Source organism: Segatella hominis, from assembly GCF_019249725.2.
Classification (GTDB): domain Bacteria; phylum Bacteroidota; class Bacteroidia; order Bacteroidales; family Bacteroidaceae; genus Prevotella.
This window is the reverse complement of record NZ_CP137559.1, coordinates 1,365,334-1,383,315: the sequence shown is the minus strand read 5'-3', so window position 1 is coordinate 1,383,315 and position 17,982 is coordinate 1,365,334. Positions and strand designations below refer to the sequence as shown.

General features: G+C 43.3%; 14 protein-coding genes and 9 tRNA genes. 17 read left to right on the top strand and 6 right to left on the bottom strand.

What is annotated here, in order from left to right:
• The first annotated feature begins 43 nt into the window (after positions 1–43).
• Together KUA50_RS05675 and KUA50_RS05670 are read left to right on the top strand one after the other, a co-directional pair.
• A complete protein-coding gene (locus tag KUA50_RS05675) occupies positions 44–1,738 on the top strand; it encodes an MFS transporter (RefSeq protein ID WP_218457181.1) in 1,695 nt (564 codons plus the stop codon).
• Between the two features lie 80 nt (positions 1,739–1,818).
• Positions 1,819–2,694, top strand: coding sequence for an AraC family transcriptional regulator (locus KUA50_RS05670; RefSeq protein WP_218457182.1), 876 nt, complete (start codon positions 1,819–1,821; stop codon positions 2,692–2,694).
• A gap of 155 nt (positions 2,695–2,849) precedes the next feature.
• On the opposite strand, the gene KUA50_RS05665 is transcribed toward KUA50_RS05670, so the two are convergent.
• The 6 genes from KUA50_RS05665 to rplU all read right to left on the bottom strand — a co-directional run bounded on the left by KUA50_RS05665 (position 2,850) and on the right by rplU (position 8,889).
• Complete coding sequence (locus tag KUA50_RS05665) at positions 2,850–3,248, bottom strand: hypothetical protein (RefSeq protein ID WP_118116980.1); 399 nt, start codon at positions 3,246–3,248, stop codon at positions 2,850–2,852.
• A 216-nt stretch (positions 3,249–3,464) separates the two neighbouring features.
• Positions 3,465–3,977 (bottom strand): hypothetical protein, encoded by a 513-nt coding sequence (locus tag KUA50_RS05660; RefSeq protein WP_218457183.1) that lies wholly within the window; start codon positions 3,975–3,977, stop codon positions 3,465–3,467.
• A 232-nt stretch (positions 3,978–4,209) separates the two neighbouring features.
• Positions 4,210–6,555: a bifunctional dihydroorotate dehydrogenase B NAD binding subunit/NADPH-dependent glutamate synthase gene (locus KUA50_RS05655; protein ID WP_218457184.1), complete on the bottom strand. Its 2,346-nt coding sequence runs from the start codon at positions 6,553–6,555 to the stop codon at positions 4,210–4,212.
• Between the two features lie 182 nt (positions 6,556–6,737).
• Entirely contained in the window at positions 6,738–8,030 is a 1,293-nt protein-coding gene (gene serS / locus KUA50_RS05650; RefSeq protein ID WP_022109697.1) for a serine--tRNA ligase, read from the bottom strand.
• A 233-nt stretch (positions 8,031–8,263) separates the two neighbouring features.
• Positions 8,264–8,554: a 50S ribosomal protein L27 gene (rpmA, locus tag KUA50_RS05645; protein ID WP_218457185.1), complete on the bottom strand. Its 291-nt coding sequence runs from the start codon at positions 8,552–8,554 to the stop codon at positions 8,264–8,266.
• 17 nt (positions 8,555–8,571) lie between these two features.
• The gene (rplU, locus tag KUA50_RS05640; RefSeq protein WP_022109699.1) at positions 8,572–8,889 is read right to left on the bottom strand and encodes a 50S ribosomal protein L21; all 318 of its coding nucleotides are present in this window, start codon (positions 8,887–8,889) and stop codon (positions 8,572–8,574) included.
• Between the two features lie 448 nt (positions 8,890–9,337).
• On the opposite strand from rplU, the gene KUA50_RS05635 reads away from it, so the two are divergent.
• The 15 genes from KUA50_RS05635 to recR all read left to right on the top strand — a co-directional run bounded on the left by KUA50_RS05635 (position 9,338) and on the right by recR (position 17,947).
• Complete coding sequence (locus KUA50_RS05635; RefSeq protein WP_218457186.1) at positions 9,338–10,615, top strand: serpin family protein; 1,278 nt, start codon at positions 9,338–9,340, stop codon at positions 10,613–10,615.
• 256 nt (positions 10,616–10,871) lie between these two features.
• Positions 10,872–10,958: transfer RNA gene (locus KUA50_RS05630), tRNA-Ser, on the top strand.
• A gap of 26 nt (positions 10,959–10,984) precedes the next feature.
• A tRNA-Glu gene (locus KUA50_RS05625) sits at positions 10,985–11,056 on the top strand.
• Between the two features lie 47 nt (positions 11,057–11,103).
• Positions 11,104–11,175: transfer RNA gene (locus KUA50_RS05620), tRNA-Glu, on the top strand.
• Between the two features lie 85 nt (positions 11,176–11,260).
• Entirely contained in the window at positions 11,261–12,517 is a 1,257-nt protein-coding gene (locus KUA50_RS05615; protein ID WP_318346075.1) for a DUF5103 domain-containing protein, read from the top strand.
• 199 nt (positions 12,518–12,716) lie between these two features.
• Positions 12,717–14,369 carry a glycoside hydrolase family 10 protein gene (locus KUA50_RS05610; RefSeq protein WP_256624288.1) on the top strand — a complete coding sequence of 551 codons (1,653 nt, stop codon included), beginning with the start codon at positions 12,717–12,719 and terminating at the stop codon, positions 14,367–14,369.
• An 81-nt stretch (positions 14,370–14,450) separates the two neighbouring features.
• Positions 14,451–14,523 (top strand) — tRNA-Lys (locus tag KUA50_RS05605).
• Between the two features lie 20 nt (positions 14,524–14,543).
• A tRNA-Arg gene (locus KUA50_RS05600) sits at positions 14,544–14,617 on the top strand.
• Positions 14,618–14,651: 34 nt separating this feature from the next.
• Positions 14,652–14,725 (top strand) — tRNA-Arg (locus KUA50_RS05595).
• 31 nt (positions 14,726–14,756) lie between these two features.
• Positions 14,757–14,829 (top strand) — tRNA-Lys (locus tag KUA50_RS05590).
• A gap of 18 nt (positions 14,830–14,847) precedes the next feature.
• Positions 14,848–14,921 (top strand) — tRNA-Arg (locus tag KUA50_RS05585).
• Between the two features lie 32 nt (positions 14,922–14,953).
• Positions 14,954–15,029: transfer RNA gene (locus KUA50_RS05580), tRNA-Lys, on the top strand.
• A gap of 163 nt (positions 15,030–15,192) precedes the next feature.
• The gene (locus tag KUA50_RS05575) at positions 15,193–16,725 is read left to right on the top strand and encodes a carbon starvation protein A (protein WP_218457189.1); all 1,533 of its coding nucleotides are present in this window, start codon (positions 15,193–15,195) and stop codon (positions 16,723–16,725) included.
• 128 nt (positions 16,726–16,853) lie between these two features.
• Positions 16,854–17,336 (top strand): outer membrane beta-barrel protein, encoded by a 483-nt coding sequence (locus KUA50_RS05570; RefSeq protein ID WP_218457190.1) that lies wholly within the window; start codon positions 16,854–16,856, stop codon positions 17,334–17,336.
• Positions 17,336–17,947, top strand: a complete 612-nt coding sequence (gene recR, locus KUA50_RS05565; protein WP_022109705.1) for a recombination mediator RecR — start codon at positions 17,336–17,338, stop codon at positions 17,945–17,947. Before KUA50_RS05570 ends, recR begins: the two co-directional genes overlap by 1 nt.
• The last annotated feature ends 35 nt before the right edge of the window (positions 17,948–17,982 follow it).

Sequence of the window (17,982 nt, the reverse complement as noted above, 5' to 3'; positions counted from 1 at the left end):
AAATAAGTAACATGAAAGAAAATGTTGGAAGAAATCAAGTAACATGTTAGAAGAATATAAGAATTATCCATTTTATGACTGGGTGCCGAAACCTCTTGGCATCATCTTCATGATCATCCTCTTCGTGCCGATGATAACGATGAGCGGTGTCTATTCTGCTAATAGCGGCGAGATGATGAGCGGATTGGGCATTCAGTCGGAATATATCGCTTTTGCCGGTTTCTGCACATCCATAGGAATGGCGGCTTTCTCTCCTTTCTTCTATGAATTGGTGTGCATCCGAAGAGAGAAGATGATGTGTATCGTGGGGTTCTCCATTCTATTTGTACTCAGTTTTGTCTGTGCTCAGACCGACTCTTTGTTTATTCTCGGACTATGTAGCTTGCTGATGGGTTTTGTGCGCCAAACCCTGTTGATGGCGCATCTCTTCGTGCTTATCAAGTATGCTTTCGGCATAGAGGCAACCAGAAATATCACTCCGGGATGCGAACCTACTACGGAAGAAGCCTGGGATGCTGTTGACAGCGAAAAGATGGTGTCGCAGCCTGTTATCTATCTCTTCTTTATGATTATTGGTCAGCTTGGAACCTGGCTTACTGCATGGTTGGCATACGCTTATGAATGGAAGTATGTGTATCACTTCATGATGGCATTCATGTTGGCGGGCATCATCATTGTCTTCTTCACCATGCCTTATCATAAGTATCCGATGCCGAAGTTTCCCATTACGATGTCTAAGTTTGGCAATGTGACGGTGTTCAGTATCATGCTCTGTTCCTTTGTCTATGTCATGGTATTTGGCAAGACCTTAGACTGGTTTGATGATGAGTCAATCCGTTTCTCTACGATGATCTGCATCATCTTTACGGGCTTGTTTGTCTATCTGGAGTTAACCCGCCGTTCTCCTTATTTTATGATGGAGGTATTCAAGTTGAGAGTCATCAATTATGGCATCATGCTTTTCTTCCTCCTAATGGTGTGCAATTCCAGTGCGATGTTTGTCAATGTCTTCACCAATGTTGGTATGAAGATTGACAATTGGCAGAATGCCACCTTGGGCAACTGGGTGATGGTGGGATATACTGTGGGCCTGATCTTTGCCGTAATAGCCAGGGCGAAGGGAGTACACCTCAAGTGGATGTACTCGTTGGGCTTTCTTTTCATTGGAGCCTATGCCTTGTATATGTATTTCGAAGTACAGAATGATGGTATGTATGAACGCATGAAGTGGCCTATCATCATCCGTTCTACGGGAATGATGCTGCTTTATTCACTCATCTCCACGATAGCCAACCAGCGTATGCCTTACCGGTTTATGTCCACTTGGGTCTGCATCATGCTTACCGTGCGTATGGTCATTGCTCCAAGTATAGGTTCGGCTCTCTACACCAACGTACTTCAGCATCGCCAGCAGTATTATGTAACCCGGTTTGCACAGGACTTCGATCGTACGAGCATTCAGACTGCCAATACTTATGATCAGACGGTACGTGGTATGAAATTTCAGGGAAAAAGTGATGCTGAAGCTCAGGAAATGGCGGCCATGTCGGTTAAGGGAAAAGTACAAGTGCAGGCTACGCTTATCACCATCAAGGAAATGGCTGGATGGACTTTCTATGGTTGTCTGGCTTGTGCCCTACTAATGCTCGTTATCCCATGGCGTAAGCGTAATCTGAAAGAATTGACTCGGGAATATCTGCTGAAGAATGTGGATGTGCATTCGCTCGGAAGAAGATAGAATTGTGCTAAAATTTCATAAATTAGCAAGATATTCTGCGAAGTGAAATGATATTTTGTTATCTTTGTCGTTTTAGGAACATGGGAATCAACATCGGCTCCCATGCCGTTAACGAAGAAATCATCATGGAGATAACAGATAATATCATCATCAGTGAAGCCAATGAGTTTCCTCATTCTCTGATGCAACCTTTTTATTCTGACTTTGTCGGAATCATTATTTGTCAACAAGGGATGTTCCGTTTCTGTGTAGATGGAACATCCTTTGTCGCATCTGCCGGAGAGACCGTTTTTCTCTCCAAAGGTCTTATGTTTCAAGTTTTGGAAACTTCTCAGAACCTATGCTTTACTTTGCTTTTTTATCGTGTAGAACAGATACGCCACATGTTAGGAAATACCATTGTTGCCATGCGGCTTTATTCTACTCTTTATCCTCAGTCGTGTGTCGTCATGCATACGGAATATGAAGGAATGCTGAATGATTATATTCGGATGCTCCACACATTGGAATGCCAGACGCTGCGAGATACTTATAGTTGTCATGAGCAAAACCTGCTTCTCATGGCTGTCACCTACAGGCTCTGCAGTATCTTCTCTGCATCTTTCAAACCCGTAGGAAAGGAGATGGACCGCAAAATTGAAATATTCGAAACTTTAGTGAAGTTGATAGAACAGAATTTCATGCATGAACGCAGTGTGGCTTTCTATGCAGACAAACTCTGCGTCACTTCGAAATATCTCACAGTAATGGTGAAATCTCTGTGTGGAAAGACCGTGCAGCAGCTTATCTTCAAGGCGATTATCCGTCGTAGTATCTACTTGATGAAGAATACCAATAAGACCATATTGCAGATAGCTACAGAATTGAGTTTTCCAAACGCTTCTGCCTTTGGTACGTTTTTCAAAAAACATACGGGACTTTCTCCTATGAATTACCGTCATGCAATGGAATTGTAGGGGAGAGGAAAATGGAATTGTAGTGGGAACAAATAAATCGTAGTAAGAACAAGAAAGTAAAGTGGGAGAGAATATAGACTTTTAATGAGATAGAATTAGAGGGCATATCAAAGCCGCAGTGACTTTTGATATGTCCTCTTGTATTTGATTATCTATTAGGCAGTAAACAACTTGGCGAAAGCTTCAGCTGTCTTGCCTGTATATACTACCATCTCTGTGACTGGTTTGTAACCGAAGTCCTGAAATGAAAGGAGTTGGGTGGCAACAAACTGATGGTCATCCGAGAGGCAAGCTTCCAACTTTACATTGCCCATGTTGATGGCAGATACAGGAAACTTATTGATAGCAGTTTCCACATCGTTAGGATCTGCAGAAAGAATGTTACCCAACTTCTTTCCATCCTCTGCGGAGTATTCTTTCTCCTTTATCTTAATCACACTGTTGGTTGGTTTGTAAATGAGTTTACAGCTCAAACCTAAGAAACCTTTCTTTACTTCTATATCATTGAGCGCCATAACATCGGCACCCATCTCTAAATGATTAATCTTTGCCATATTATTTAATTACTTATTCTTTTCTTGTTTATAAATGTCGAACCATCTCTTTAGGTTCGAATTGTCTTGATATGTCCAAACAGTCTTTGTATGTTCGAACATACTTATATATATAGAACTGTTTTTATAAAATATAAGGGTGGGTGTGACCTGCCTTATCGTATGCTGATAGCATGCGGTAAAACAGAATGAGATATAAAAAGAGAAGAATAAGTGCTAACACCGTAGATGTCGCAGGCAAATGACGTAATATTTGCTGGCGACATCAAAGTGGATAGGGGCAGTTTCCATACGGAAAGACTCCATGCCACTTATATTTGCAGTTAGAAGTGAAGATAAAAACTTGATTTTATTAAAAAGCAATCTACTTGCAGATGGATTGCTCTGGATATTGCCATTTGGCAATAATCGCTGTGGACGATTGCTGCATACGCGATAGGCGATTGTAGAAGCATCTTCCAACTGTGCATCTTGCTTGTTTTGCTTGTGTTCTATCTGAGTAAGTCGGTCCTCGGAATGGCTTTCCTTGTTGAACAGTTCCTTTGAATCTTGATTCTCATAATGTTGGCCTGCAATAAATTGATTCTCGGAAAAACTACTCTCGGAAAGAAATGATTCTGATGACTCTGCAAAGGGAAAACTCAAAGTTTCTGGGACGGATGACGCCTTGCCATAGTTTGTGAAAACCATGGACATCAGGAAGATGATGTATAATGCCAACTGTCTCATAACTTTATCTATTGATCGACTTAGTTTTATCTATGATTGATTCATCTATAGATTTGATTTCATGGATTTTTCCATGCGATTTGGTGACAAAGTTACGAATTTTCTCTGAAAACTGCAAATTTTAAGCAGATGTTTTAGTTTCTTTATTATTTTTGTGTCATAAGAGAGGGGGATTCGGTGTCTCTATTTGAGTACCAGAAGCCCCCTCGCTTTACCGTTATAAGAATCTACATTATTTACCTGACAATTGCTTTGCCATGTTCTCTGCAGCTCTTCTTCCGTCGCCCATAGCGAGAATCACAGTAGCACCACCTCTTACGATATCGCCACCGGCATAGATCTCTGGTTGTGAACTCTGCATCTGCTCGTTTACTGCAATTGTGTTCTTTCTGCCAAGTTCCAGTCCCTCAATACTCTGAGGAGCGAGTGGATTAGGGCTAACGCCTACTGCCACAATCACCTGGTCGCACTCTATTGTGATGGTCTCTCCTGTAGCTTCAGGACGGCGACGGCCGCTGGCATCAGGTTCGCCCAACTGCATCACATCGAGTACAACAGCCTTTACAGCTCCCTTCTCGTCAGCCTCATATTCCTTAGGGTTGTGGAGTGTCAGGAAGGTAATGCCTTCTTCCTTGGCATGCTTTACTTCTTCCAGTCGGGCTGGCATTTCTGCTTCTGAGCGGCGATAGACCAGAGTGACATCTGCACCCAAGCGCTTCGCAGTACGGCAACTGTCCATAGCTGTATTTCCACCGCCTACAACTACTACTTTCTTGCCTAAGTTGATAGGGGTGTCGCTATGAGGGTTGGCTGCGTCCATCAGGTTCACGCGGGTCAGGTACTCATTGGATGACATAATGTTCAATGCATTCTCGCCAGGAATATTCATGAAGTTAGGCAGACCTGCACCAGAGCCCACGAAGATGCCCTTGAAACCCTGTTCGTTCAGTTCCTTTACGGAAATTGTCTTACCAACAATGCAGTCGGCAATGAATTTTACACCCATTTTCTGAAGATTCTCAATTTCTACATCCACGATGGCATTAGGCAGACGGAACTCTGGAATACCATATTTCAATACTCCGCCAATCTCGTGAAGTGCCTCGAATACTGTTACGTCGAATCCCTTCTTGGCCATATCGCCTGCGAAACTCAAACCGGAAGGACCAGAGCCTACTACTGCTACCTTTATACCATTGGCTGGTTCCAGTTCTGGAACGGAAATGTTTCCGCTCTGGCGCTCGTAGTCAGCTGCAAATCGCTCAAGATATCCGATTGCCACTGCAGGCTCGTTCATCTTGAGGTGGATACATTTGCTCTCGCATTGTTTCTCCTGTGGACATACACGACCGCAAACGGCAGGCAGGGCAGAGGTGTTTTTCAGAACCTTAGCTGCTGCTAAGAACTGGCCGCGTTCGATATTCTTGATGAAAGATGGAATATTGATGCTTACAGGACAACCTTCCATACAGGTAGGTTTTGGACAGTCCAGACATCGCTTGGCTTCAGTCAATGCCATCTCCTTGGTTAAACCGATATTGACCTCTTCTGTACGTGTGGTGGCACGATATACTGGATCCAACTCCGGCATCTTAACACGCTCTATGGCAGTGCGCTCTTTTGCTTTCATCGAAGTGCGTAACTGCTTGCGCCACTCAGAGTTGCGGTCGGTAAGCTCTGCGATACTTTCTGTAGTAGGCTCTACGTCCATCATTACATCTGTCGTCTCCTTATTCTTGTTTGTTTCTACTGTTGCAAGGTGCTCTTCGAAATGCTCCATCTCTTCACGCTCTGCATCCTTGAAGGTACCCATGCGCTTGAACATCTCATCCCAGTCAACCAATGCTCCGTCAAACTCAGGACCGTCGATGCAGACAAACTTAGTCTTGCCGCCAATGGTCAATCGGCAGGCACCGCACATACCTGTACCATCCACCATAATCGTGTTGAGGGATACATCTGTAGGGAGATTATATTTCTGAGTCAGGAGACAGCAGAATTTCATCATGATAGGAGGGCCGATGGCGAATACCTTATCGATGTGCTCCTGATTGATGAGCTTTTCGATACCGACAGTTACAACACCTTTCTCGCCGTAACTTCCGTCATCGGTCATGATAATCAGTTCGTCACTGGAAGCGCGAACTTCATCTTCCATGATTACCAATTCCTTGTTGCGTCCAGCAATCACAGAGAGAACACGGTTGCCTGCAGCTTTGAGGGCACGCATGATAGGGAGCATTGGAGCTACACCTACACCACCGCCCGCACAGATTACTGTACCATAGTTCTCGATATGGGTTGGGTTGCCGAGAGGACCCACAACATCATGAATTTCATCTCCTTCGTTGAGACTACAGAGTTTGGTAGATGATAATCCTACCTTCTGCACAACCAGGGTGATGGTGCCTTTTTCTATGTCTGCATCAGCGATAGTCAGAGGCATACGCTCACTATTGTCATCCACACGGATGATGACGAAGTTACCTGCCTTGCGGCTTTTAGCTATCAAAGGTGCTTCTACGTCGAAACGATAAACCTTCTCTGAATATTGTATTTTTTTGATAATCTTGTTCATAGGGTTATTTTTGGTTATTATGTTTACTCTATAAGGTTGTTTTTGTATAATTTGGTTCCGTGATAAAAAAGCAAAAGGATAACGTCGGCTGTAGAAATGCAGCCGATGTTATCCTCGTACTTAATATTGTTGGCCAGTGAATCCCAGCCAGATATTTGAATTAATCGATGTTCTTACTCTGATTAATCGAAGTTCTTATCGTCCAACATCTCGAAACCGCAGTATGGTACCAATACCTTTGGTACACGGATACCCTCTGGTGTCTGGTTGTTCTCCAGGATAGTTGCTACGATACGTGGCAAGGCGAGAGCAGAACCGTTCAATGTGTGGCAAAGCTCAATCTTCTTGTCCTCTGCATGGCGGTAGCGGCAGTGGAGGCGGTTAGCCTGATAGCTCTCGAAGTTGGATACTGATGAAACCTCCAACCAGCGACCCTGTGCTGCACTCCATGTCTCGAAGTCGTAGCAGATAGAAGAGGTGAAACTCATATCACCACCGCAGAGACGGAGAATATGGTATGGCAACTCCAACTTCTTCAAAAGACCCTCTACGTGGTCAAGCATCTCGTTCAAGCTCTCGTAAGAGTGACCTGGTTTGTCAATACGTACAATTTCTACCTTGTCAAACTGGTGCAAGCGGTTCAAACCACGCACGTCCTTACCATAGCTACCTGCCTCACGACGGAAGCAAGCAGAGTAAGCACAACGCTTGATAGGGAGATCCTTCTCGTCGAGGATAACATCGCGGAAGATGTTGGTTACAGGAACCTCGGCAGTTGGGATGAGGAAGAGGTTATCAAGATTAGCATGATACATCTGACCCTCTTTGTCTGGCAACTGACCTGTGCCGCGACCAGAATCCTCATTTACTACATAAGGAGGCTGAATCTCGAGGTATCCACTCTTGCGAGCTTCATCCAGGAAGAAAGCCTCAAGCGCACGCTGGAAACGGGCCATCTTGCCGATATATACTGGGAAGCCAGCTCCAGTAATCTTCACACCGAGGTCGAAGTCAACGAGGTTGTACTTCTTCAGGAGATCCCAGTGGCAGAGAGCATCTGGACCGAGGTTAGGCTTTTCGCCACCTTCTTTGACAACCACGTTGTCTGCTGCATCCTTACCCTCAGGTACCTGTTCGCAAGGAATGTTAGGGATTTCGAGCAACTGGTTGGTCATATCATTCTGAGCCTTCTCCATAATCTCTTCAAGTGCCTTGGCGTCAGCCTTGAGCATAGCTACCTGAGCCTTTGCGGATTCAGCTTCTTCTTTCTTGCCTTCTTTCATCAAAGCACCGATCTGCTTTGCAAACTGGTTGGCTTGCTGCTTGTTGTTGTCAAGCTTCTGCTGAGCCTCACGACGGATTTTGTCGTACTCCAATACTTTCTCTACGGCCTCACGAGCATTAGGAAAATGCTTTTTTTCAAGACCTTTGACTACACGTTCAGTCTCTTCACTGATAAGTTTAAGTGTAAGCATAAGATATATATATTTTATTTAAAATTATTAATCACGGTAAACGTTATTTGCTAACTGAAGGCAAAATTACAAAAAATATTTCTTTTAGCGCAATAAAATGGGTAGAAAATGTTGTTTTAGGGACAAAAATAAGTACAAATGGGCTTATTGGGTAGAAACGAAGAAAGCCTGCATCGTCTGATGCAGGCTTCTATGTTGTTTGTTTGGAATAAGTTTTTCTAAAACTTTAAAATTTAAGCGTCAGCTTTCTTGGTCTTCTCAGCATAAACCTCAGGAGAGAGAACAGAAACTGTACTCTTATCCTTGCGGCCCTTGTGGAAGTAAACGATACCGTCTGTCAAAGCATACAATGTATCATCCTTACCCTGAGCTACATTCTCACCTGGGAAGTGCTTGTTACCACGCTGACGAACGATGATGTTACCAGCGACGATGTTCTGACCACCCCAGATCTTAACGCCTAATCTTTGTGAAGCTGATTCACGGCCGTTCTTAGAACTACCAACACCTTTCTTATGTGCCATTTCTAATTCCTCCTAATTTAAGCGATTACAGATTTGATTGTTACCTCTGTGAACTGTGCACGATGACCGTTCTTCTTGCGATAGTCCTTGCGGCGCTTCATCTTGAAGACGATTACCTTGTCACCCTTTACGAGTGGGTTCACAACTTCTACTACTACTTTTGCACCCTCTACAGTTGGGGCACCGACAGTGATTGCGCCGTCTTTGTCAACGAGCAAAACCTTGTCGAACTCAACAGTCTTACCTGCTTCTACATCCTTGATGTGATGTACGAAGAGCTTCTTGCCCTCCTCAGCCTTGAACTGCTGACCGTTAATTTCTACGATTGCGTACATTAATTTAATATATAAACGGGTTTTTCCGCGAGGCGTCCTGCAACGTGCCGGCACTTATTTGAGCCCCAACGAACTTAACTTTTCTGTAATATTTGCCCATACATGAGCATTCGGAGTGCAAAAGTACTACTTTTTTCTGTTATAGCCATGTTTCCTGTGAAAAAACATCGAAGTTTTATAAAGTTTTAACGGAATTGGTGGGGTAGAGACGCTTCTTGGCTCTAAAAAGTTGTTTTCTTTGACTTCTTTTACTATTTTTCTGAAGGTTTTGTTCTATGGCTATGTTATGATGCTTATTTTGTTAATGCTGGTTAATTTCTTTTCGGAAATGCAAGGAATCTAATGGAATGTTGTTTTAAAGTCGGTTGTCTTCTCGAAGAAAGCGTCATGATGGCTCTTTTGATGGAGAGACATGTTTATATCGTATAATGATTAAATTAGATAGATTATGAAAAAAAGTGTAATGACTATCGCCACAATGGCTTTGGCGATGACAATGGTTTCTTGTGGCTCTTGTAAGAAAGTTCAAGGTGGAGTGAAAGGAACGGAGAGTATGGAAGCTACTAAAAGTGAGGAAGCTATGGATGAGGGATATCTTATCTTGTCGGATGAACAGCGTAGTATTGTAGATAAGAACAATGGCTTCGCCCTCAATCTCTTCCATGAAATTTCAGGTTTTGATTCTAAGGTGGTTTCCCCAATGAGTATTTCTTATCTGATGGGTATGTTGGCAAACGGAGCTGATGGACAGACTCGTGAGGAAATTTTGAAGACTATCGGTTGTGAGGGCGTTTCTGTGGAAGATTTGAATGCTCTTTATAAAATGATGCTTCAGAAGGCAAATAGTCTGGATAAGCAGACAACTGTGAATATCGCCAATTATATTGCACTCAACAAACAGTATCAGCTCAAGAATACATTCGCTGGAATTATGAAGAATGATTATCAGGCTGGTGTAGAAAATCTTGATTTCGCTTCTTCTGCTTCTGTTAAGCATATCAATCAGTGGTGTAGCAAACAGACCAATGGTATGATTCCAAGCATGATCAGTCAGTTGGATGCCAATGCGGTTTCTTGTATCATGAATGCTATCTATTTTAAGGGAGCATGGACAGATAAGTTTGATAAGAAGAATACGAAGTTGGAGGCATTTCATGGATATACCCGTGATATCAAGAAGGCTCAGATGATGCATCGTCAGGCAAAATATCAGTATGCTGATGGTGCTGGGTATTCTGCAGTTCGCATTCCTTATGGCAATCGTTCATACGAGATGGTTGTGTTGCTTCCTAATCAGGGTAGTTCTATCGACGAGATGATGAAAAAGGTGGATGTGAAGTCGCTGGCTGAACTGCGTGGTAAGATGGACGAATGTATGGTTGACTTGAAGTTGCCTCGATTCTCTACTGAGTTAAGTCTGCCTTTGAATGGTATCATCAGCAAGTTGGGTGCACCTTCGATGTTTGGTGGAAATGCCAACTTCTCGAATTTTGCAACTGGCAGTCTGTCTATTTCCAAGATGTTGCAGAAGGCGAAGATAGAGGTGAGTGAGGAAGGTACAAAGGCAGCGGCAGTAACTGCTGCTATTATGACGATGAGTCTTCAGCATCCTGATGAACCACGTCGAGTTGACTTCCATGCCGACCGTCCTTTTGTGTATATGATTACGGAGGCGAATACTGGTGCAATATTATTTATGGGACAATTTACAGGATCGGAACTTTAATTCCAAAGATGAATTTCTCAGAATATATTAGAACCAATATGAGTTCCTCGCTATGTGTAAACCCGATATAGTTCTCTCCCTATATATATAATAAGGTGTAAAAATGCGAGTGGGAGAGAAAAAGGTGAAAAAATGAAGAAAAATGCATTTTTCTTGAAAATTCTTTCCGAAAAATTTGGTGGAACCGAAAAAATGTATTACCTTTGCACTCGCATTTGAGAAACAATGTTTGTTGATTCAGAAATGAGTCCAATCAGGAAGGTTGGGTGAGTGGCTGAAACCACCAGTTTGCTAAACTGACGTGCGGGTTACCGTACCGGGGGTTCGAATCCCCCACCTTCCGCAAACATGTTTCAAGAGTGTACCGTTGGTCGATTCATCTAATGGTTAGGATACAAGATTCTCAATCTTGGCATAGGGGTTCGATTCCCCTATCGACTACGACGGAATGACATATAGAAGCCGGCGAGTAACCGACTTTTTTTTATGGTCGATTCATCTAATGGTTAGGATACAAGATTCTCAATCTTGGCATAGGGGTTCGATTCCCCTATCGACTACAATGAAGTCTTCATCTTTTTGGATGAAGACTTTTTTTGTTTCTATTTCTTTGGCTATTTCCTATTTTTGTTTTATCTTTGCAGAATGAAACAAATGAGAATTCATAACAAGTTCAGAGGTATTGCGTTGCTGGCGGCCTTCGCTTTATCGTGTGGAGTAGGGGTGGCTCAGCGTTCAGAGATACATAGTTCGCGTGTGACTACCTTGCAAGTGGTTGGGGGTGGCAATTGGCTGTCAATGCCTGTGGTGACGCTCGGCGGGCAAACTGTACAGATTTCTTTTGATGATCTTACGCATGATTATCATCGTTATTGTTATACAATCGTGCATTGTGATGCGGACTGGAATGAGTCTGCAGGATTGTTTGCGAGTGATTATCTTGCGGGATTTAATGGTGAACTGACCATTGATGACTACGAAGAGTCGCTCAATACCAATCAGCTTTATACTCATTATCAACTCCGTATTCCTAATGAGAACTGCCGTATCACCATGGGTGGCAACTATAAGTTGATGGTTTATGATGAGAATCGTGAGCATGAGCCGATATTGACTGCTTGTTTTATGGTAGTTGATCCGCAGGTGAATGTGGCAGTTGGTTATCGTTCGAATACTGATATTGATGTCAATAAGAGTCATCAGCAGGTGAGTGTTCGTGTAGATTATGGTAATTTGCGAATTACGGATTCCCAGCGTCAGCTCCGTATGGTGGTGTTGCAGAATGGAAGATGGGATAATGCAGTGTGTGATCCTAAGCCAGACTATATTAGTGCTGATGGCTTGCAGTGGACGCATTGTCGTGATTTGATTTTTCCGGCAGGCAATGTCTATCGGAAGTTTGAGATGCTTGATATGAATCATACAACGATGGGACTGGATGAGATGAAGTGGGATGGCAATGAGTTTCATGCTTTTGTGCAACCAGATTTGCCCCGTCCGAGCTATGTGTATGATGAAGCGCCACAGGGCTCGTTCTTTATTCGCAACAGTGAGAATATAGATAATGATTTTATTTCAGATTACGCCTGGGTGCATTTTTCTCTGAAGGCTCCTCGTCAGATGGGCGATGTTTATCTGAATGGTGACTGGACGCATGATCAGTTTCTCCCAGCTTATCGGATGGAATACGATGAGAAGACGCAATCCTACGAAGGAAAGGTGCTGATGAAGCAAGGTTATTACAGTTATCAGTATCTGGTACTTAAGGATAATGGTACTACGCAGCCTGTTACGTCGGAGGGTTCGTACTTTCAAACTCAGAATAAGTATCAGGTCTTGGTGTATTATCGTGGAACGGGCGATAGGACAGATAGGCTTGTTGGTTTCAAGGAAGTGAAGTGAGGTCTGTTGAATTCATGGAAGTGAGGCCTCTTGGCTTCGGAGAAATGAAGCCTATGGATTTTTTTAGTTGATAAAAGTAATGAAACGTATTTTTTTTCAAATATCATTGTTGTTGACTATGGTTATGTCGCTTCAGGCGCAAAATACCATATTAGATAGCTCTGTGCATAGAACCACGTCTGGTAGTTCTTTGCAGAGTATGATTTTTAATAATTATCCCCCAAAGCATGAGGTGCGTGCTGTGTGGCTGACCACGATTGGCGGTATCGACTGGCCTCATTCCTATGCGCAGTCTGCTTATTCTGCCGAAAAACAAAAGCAGGAATTGATTGAGATTCTGAATCGCTTGCAGAAAGCGCACATTAATACGGTGCTTATTCAGACCAGAGTACGTGGTACGATGATCTATCCTTCGGCGTATGAGCCTTGGGACGGTTGTTTGTCTGGCTTTCCAGGAAAGAGTCCGGGTTATGATGCGTTGAAGTTTGCGATAGAGGAGTGTCACAAACGGGGTATGGAATGTCATGCATGGGTAGTTACAATTCCGGTGGGTAAGTGGAATGCCTTAGGGTGCAAGCAGCTTCGCAGTCGGTTTCCGGGGTTAATCAGGAAAATCGGACCAGATGGATATATGAATCCGGAAGATAATCGGACTGCTGATTATCTTGCAAAAATTTGTGGTGAGATAACCCGTAATTATGATGTGGATGGTATTCATCTCGATTATATCCGGTATCCGGAGAGTTGGAATATCAGGGTGAGTCGTGAGAAGGGGCGAAAGTTTATTACCCGTATCGTTGAGGCGATACATCGTAGTGTGAAGCGTGAGAAGCCTTGGGTGAAGATGAGCTGTTCTCCTATCGGTAAGTTTGATGACCTTGGCCGTTATTGGAGTCATGGGTGGAACGCCTATACCAAAGTCTGTCAGGATGCGCAGGGTTGGCTCAAGTCGGGCTTGATGGATGAACTTTATCCGATGATGTATTTTCGCAACGAACAGTTCTTTCCGTTTGCAATCGACTGGGCAGAACAGAGTTATGGCAAGATTGTGGTGCCTGGTTTGGGAATTTTCTTTCTGGATCCTAAGGAAGGCAAGTGGAAAATAGGGGACATTACTTCCGAGATGTATCATTTGCGCAATATCGGACTGGGACATGCTTTTTTCCGTAACAAGTTCTTGCTTGACAACCGACAGGGTATCTATGATTTCACATCCAAGGAATTTAATCTTTATCCTTCTTTGGTGCCGGCTATGACGTGGGAGAGCAAGCGTATTCCTATTTCGCCATCTTGTTTGAAAACACAGCAGGTGGGAGGAAAAGTAGTGCTTACCTGGAATAATACTGCGCAATATGAGGATGGAACTGCTGTTTCTACACCTTATATATATAATAATGTATATGCAAGTAGAACTTATCCGGTTGATACGGAAGATGCAAGCAACCTGATTTCGGCAAGAATGATGGGCAATCGGATAACACTCGACCTTTCGGGAGATGAAAATCCGCTCTTTTTTGCTGTTACGGCAATGGACGGATATGGAAATGAAAGCCGTCCGGTGCAAAATATTGCCAAAGTTGAGGACCTTCTGTTGGGGCGGCAGGGGAAAGCTAAAAAGCTAAAATGCAGCGAAGGAAGGCTTTTCTTACCAGAAAGTGCGAAAAATGCAGATGCTACCTGTTTTTTTGTGGAATCCTTGTTGGGACAGCCTTTAAAGGTGCTTCGGAGTGTTGGTAACTCTCTGAATATAAGTAGTTTAAGTGAAGGTGTATATGTCCTGAAAAGCCTGAATAAAAAGGGTGTTTCGCATACCTTAGGAACCTTCTATATCAGAAAAAATAAAAAAAGTTAGAAAAAAGTTGCGAAAAAAATTGGTGGTTTCAAAAAAATGTAGTACCTTTGCACTCGCAATTCAGAAATGAGGCTTTAAGAAGCACCCTTAGCTCAGTTGGTAGAGCAACTGACTCTTAATCAGTGGGTCTAGGGTTCGAATCCCTAAGGGTGTACAAATTAAGGCAAAATGAATGGTTCCGTAGCTCAACTGAATAGAGCACTTGACTACGGATCAAGAGGTTCAAGGTTTGAATCCTTGCGGAATCACTCAGACTCATGGAAGATAAAAGAAATAGGATTTGGTTCCGTAGCTCAACTGAATAGAGCACTTGACTACGGATCAAGAGGTTCAAGGTTTGAATCCTTGCGGAATCACTTCTCAAGTTTCGATGCAAACGTTCAGTATGCACCCTTAGCTCAGTTGGTAGAGCAACTGACTCTTAATCAGTGGGTCTAGGGTTCGAATCCCTAAGGGTGTACAAAACGTTAAAAAGCATGGTTCCGTAGCTCAACTGAATAGAGCACTTGACTACGGATCAAGAGGTTCAAGGTTTGAATCCTTGCGGAATCACAAATGTGAGTAAAAACATCAAGTTTTTATATGCACCCTTAGCTCAGTTGGTAGAGCAACTGACTCTTAATCAGTGGGTCTAGGGTTCGAATCCCTAAGGGTGTACCAAAAAAGAGCAATCTTCACGGGTTGCTCTTTTTTTATGTCAAATTATTCAACAAATATTTTTGTTAATTGAAATATAAATCGTACCTTTGCGGAGAATTTGTTAGTTGAAGATTAATAAAAGGTTAAACCTGATATAAGAAATCAACGTAAATTGTAAAGTAAAATGGTAAGTTTTATGTTAAGTCTTGTAGCCCTTGTGCTCGGCTACTTGTTCTATGGAAAATTTGTAGCACATATTTTCGGTCCTGATGATCGTCCAACTCCAGCGCTGACCAAGGCTGATGGAGTTGACTTTCTCGTATTGCCAAGTTGGAAGATTTTTATGATTCAATTTCTCAATATTGCAGGTACTGGTCCCATCTTCGGTGCCATCATGGGTGCGTGGTATGGTCCCGTAGCTTATCTCTGGATTGTTTTGGGTTGTATCTTTGCCGGTGCGATGCATGATTATCTGAGTGGTATGTTGAGTATTCGTAATGGTGGTGCCGGTTTGCCTGAATTGGTAGGTAAGTATCTGGGTGGCAGAACCAAGAAAGTGATGCTTGTCTTCTCCGTTCTTCTGCTGATGATGGTGGGTGTAGTCTTTGTCTATAGTCCTGCTATTATCCTTGAAAGCATCTGGGGTAGCAAGATGTGGTGGATCATTGCCATCTTCGTCTATTATATTATTGCAACGCTTCTGCCGATTGATAAGATTATCGGCAAGATATATCCTCTGTTTGCCATCTCCCTGTTGTTTATGGCAGGTGCTCTGATGGTTGGACTCTTTGTTAAGATGCCTGATTTGCCTGAACTTTGGAGTGATATGGCAAATAGCAATAACAATCTGAATACGAGTTGGTTAGGTGTGGATGCCTTTATGGATAAGAATCCGATATTCCCTTGCCTCTTCATCACGATAGCCTGTGGAGCCATCAGTGGTTTCCATGCTACTCAAAGTCCTTTGATGGCACGTTGTATGAAAAGTGAGAAGTTGGGCCGTCCTATCTTTTACGGTTCTATGATTACTGAGGGTGTCGTTGCTTTGATATGGGCTACCATTTCTATCTACTTCTTTTATGATGGAGGTTGGAAAGAGGTTGTTCCTGCTGATGTCGCCCAGCAGTTTATCGCTCAGTTTGGTACGCCTGATGGAAAGTCGCTCGTTCAGTTCTTCGATGCTCCTACAGTTGTGAAGATGATCTGTTCCAGTTGGCTTGGTGTGGCTGGTGGAATCCTTGCCCTTCTCGGTGTTGTGGCAGCTCCTATTACCAGTGGCGATACTGCTTTCCGCAGTGCCAGACTCATCATCGCTGAGTTCTTGGGCATCGAACAGCATACAATGCATCGTCGCCTGCTCATCTGTATTCCTATGTTTATAGCAGCCATCCTTCTTTTGGTATGGCAGATGGCAAATCCAGACGGATTCAATGTGATTTGGCAATACTTCGGATGGGCCAACCAGACCTTGTCAGTATTTACTTTATGGACGCTGACGGTTTATCTTGTAGAGAACAAGAAGCCATTTGTGGTCACACTCGTACCAGCACTCTTTATGACAGTGGTATGTTCTACATTCCTGTTGGTCAGCAAGCAGGCTTTAGGATTGCAAGAGCCGATGGCCTATACGGGCAGTTGTCTGATACTAGTAATAGCGCTGGTTTGGTTCTATTCCTGGTATAAGGGATTAAAGCGCAAGAATATCGGAGAAAAGTAGTCTGACTGTTGATGGTATGATTCTGAGTGCGGAATGGCATCAGAATGCAGAAGAAATCAGAATGGCGAAATCATTAGAATAAATAAAAATAATCACAGGTTGTGATTTATCTATAAAATAATCGAGATATGAAGAAATTTGCTATTTTATGTGCATCTCTTTTGTTGACGGTGTCGGCAAATGCACAGTTTGAAGAAGGTAAGGTATATTGTGGGGCTTCTCTTTCTGGCCTCAATTTGAGTTATAATGGTTCAAGCGAGCTCAATTTAGGTGTTCAGGCTAAGGCGGGTTATCTCTTTGCCGATAATCTGATGGCTGTAGGTCTGTTGTCTTATGATCATTCGGGCAAGGACGGTGTCAAGGATTATGTTAGCGTAGGTGCGCAGGGTAGATACTATATTATCCAGAATGGTCTCTATTTAGGTGCTGGTGTCAAGTTGGCTCATACCGGTAGCTACAATGACGTGATGCCAGGAGTAGAAGTGGGTTATGCCTTTTTCTTGAGTCGCACCGTGACTATTGAGCCAGCCATTTATTACGACCAGAGTTTCAAGAATCATTCAGACTTCTCAACAGTAGGTCTGCGTGTCGGTATTGGTGTTTATCTGTAATGATACAGAAATATCCATCAGCACTTTTGGAAAAGGCGGTGAGCGAGTTTGCTAAACTGCCGGGAATAGGGCGCAAAACAGCTTTGCGCCTTGTTCTTCATACCCTGCGCCAGAGCGACGAGTCGGTGGAACAGTTTGTGGGTGCCGTCTCTCAACTCAAGCGTGAGGTAAAGTATTGTCGTGTATGTCATAATGTGAGCGATACCGAAGTTTGTCCGATATGCAGTGATCCCCGCCGGGATGCCTCCATTATTTGTGTGGTGGAGAACATTCAGGATGTGATGGCTGTAGAGAATACCCAACAGTTTCACGGACTATATCATGTCTTGGGTGGTATTATTTCTCCAATGGATGGTATCGGACCGGCTGATCTTGAGATAGATTCACTTGTGGAGAGGGTGGCTCATGGAGGTGTCGATGAGGTGATTCTTGCCTTGAGCAGTACAATGGAGGGTGATACCACCAACTTCTACATTTCCCGCAAGTTGGCAGATTATCCAGTAAAACTGTCGGTAATTGCGAGAGGAATTTCAGTAGGTAACGAACTGGAATATACGGATGAGGTAACGCTCGGTCGTTCGATAGTCAATCGTACTCCTTTCGGGCAGTAAGAGGTTCCTTTTTCTCCTCGCTTTCAGATAAACAT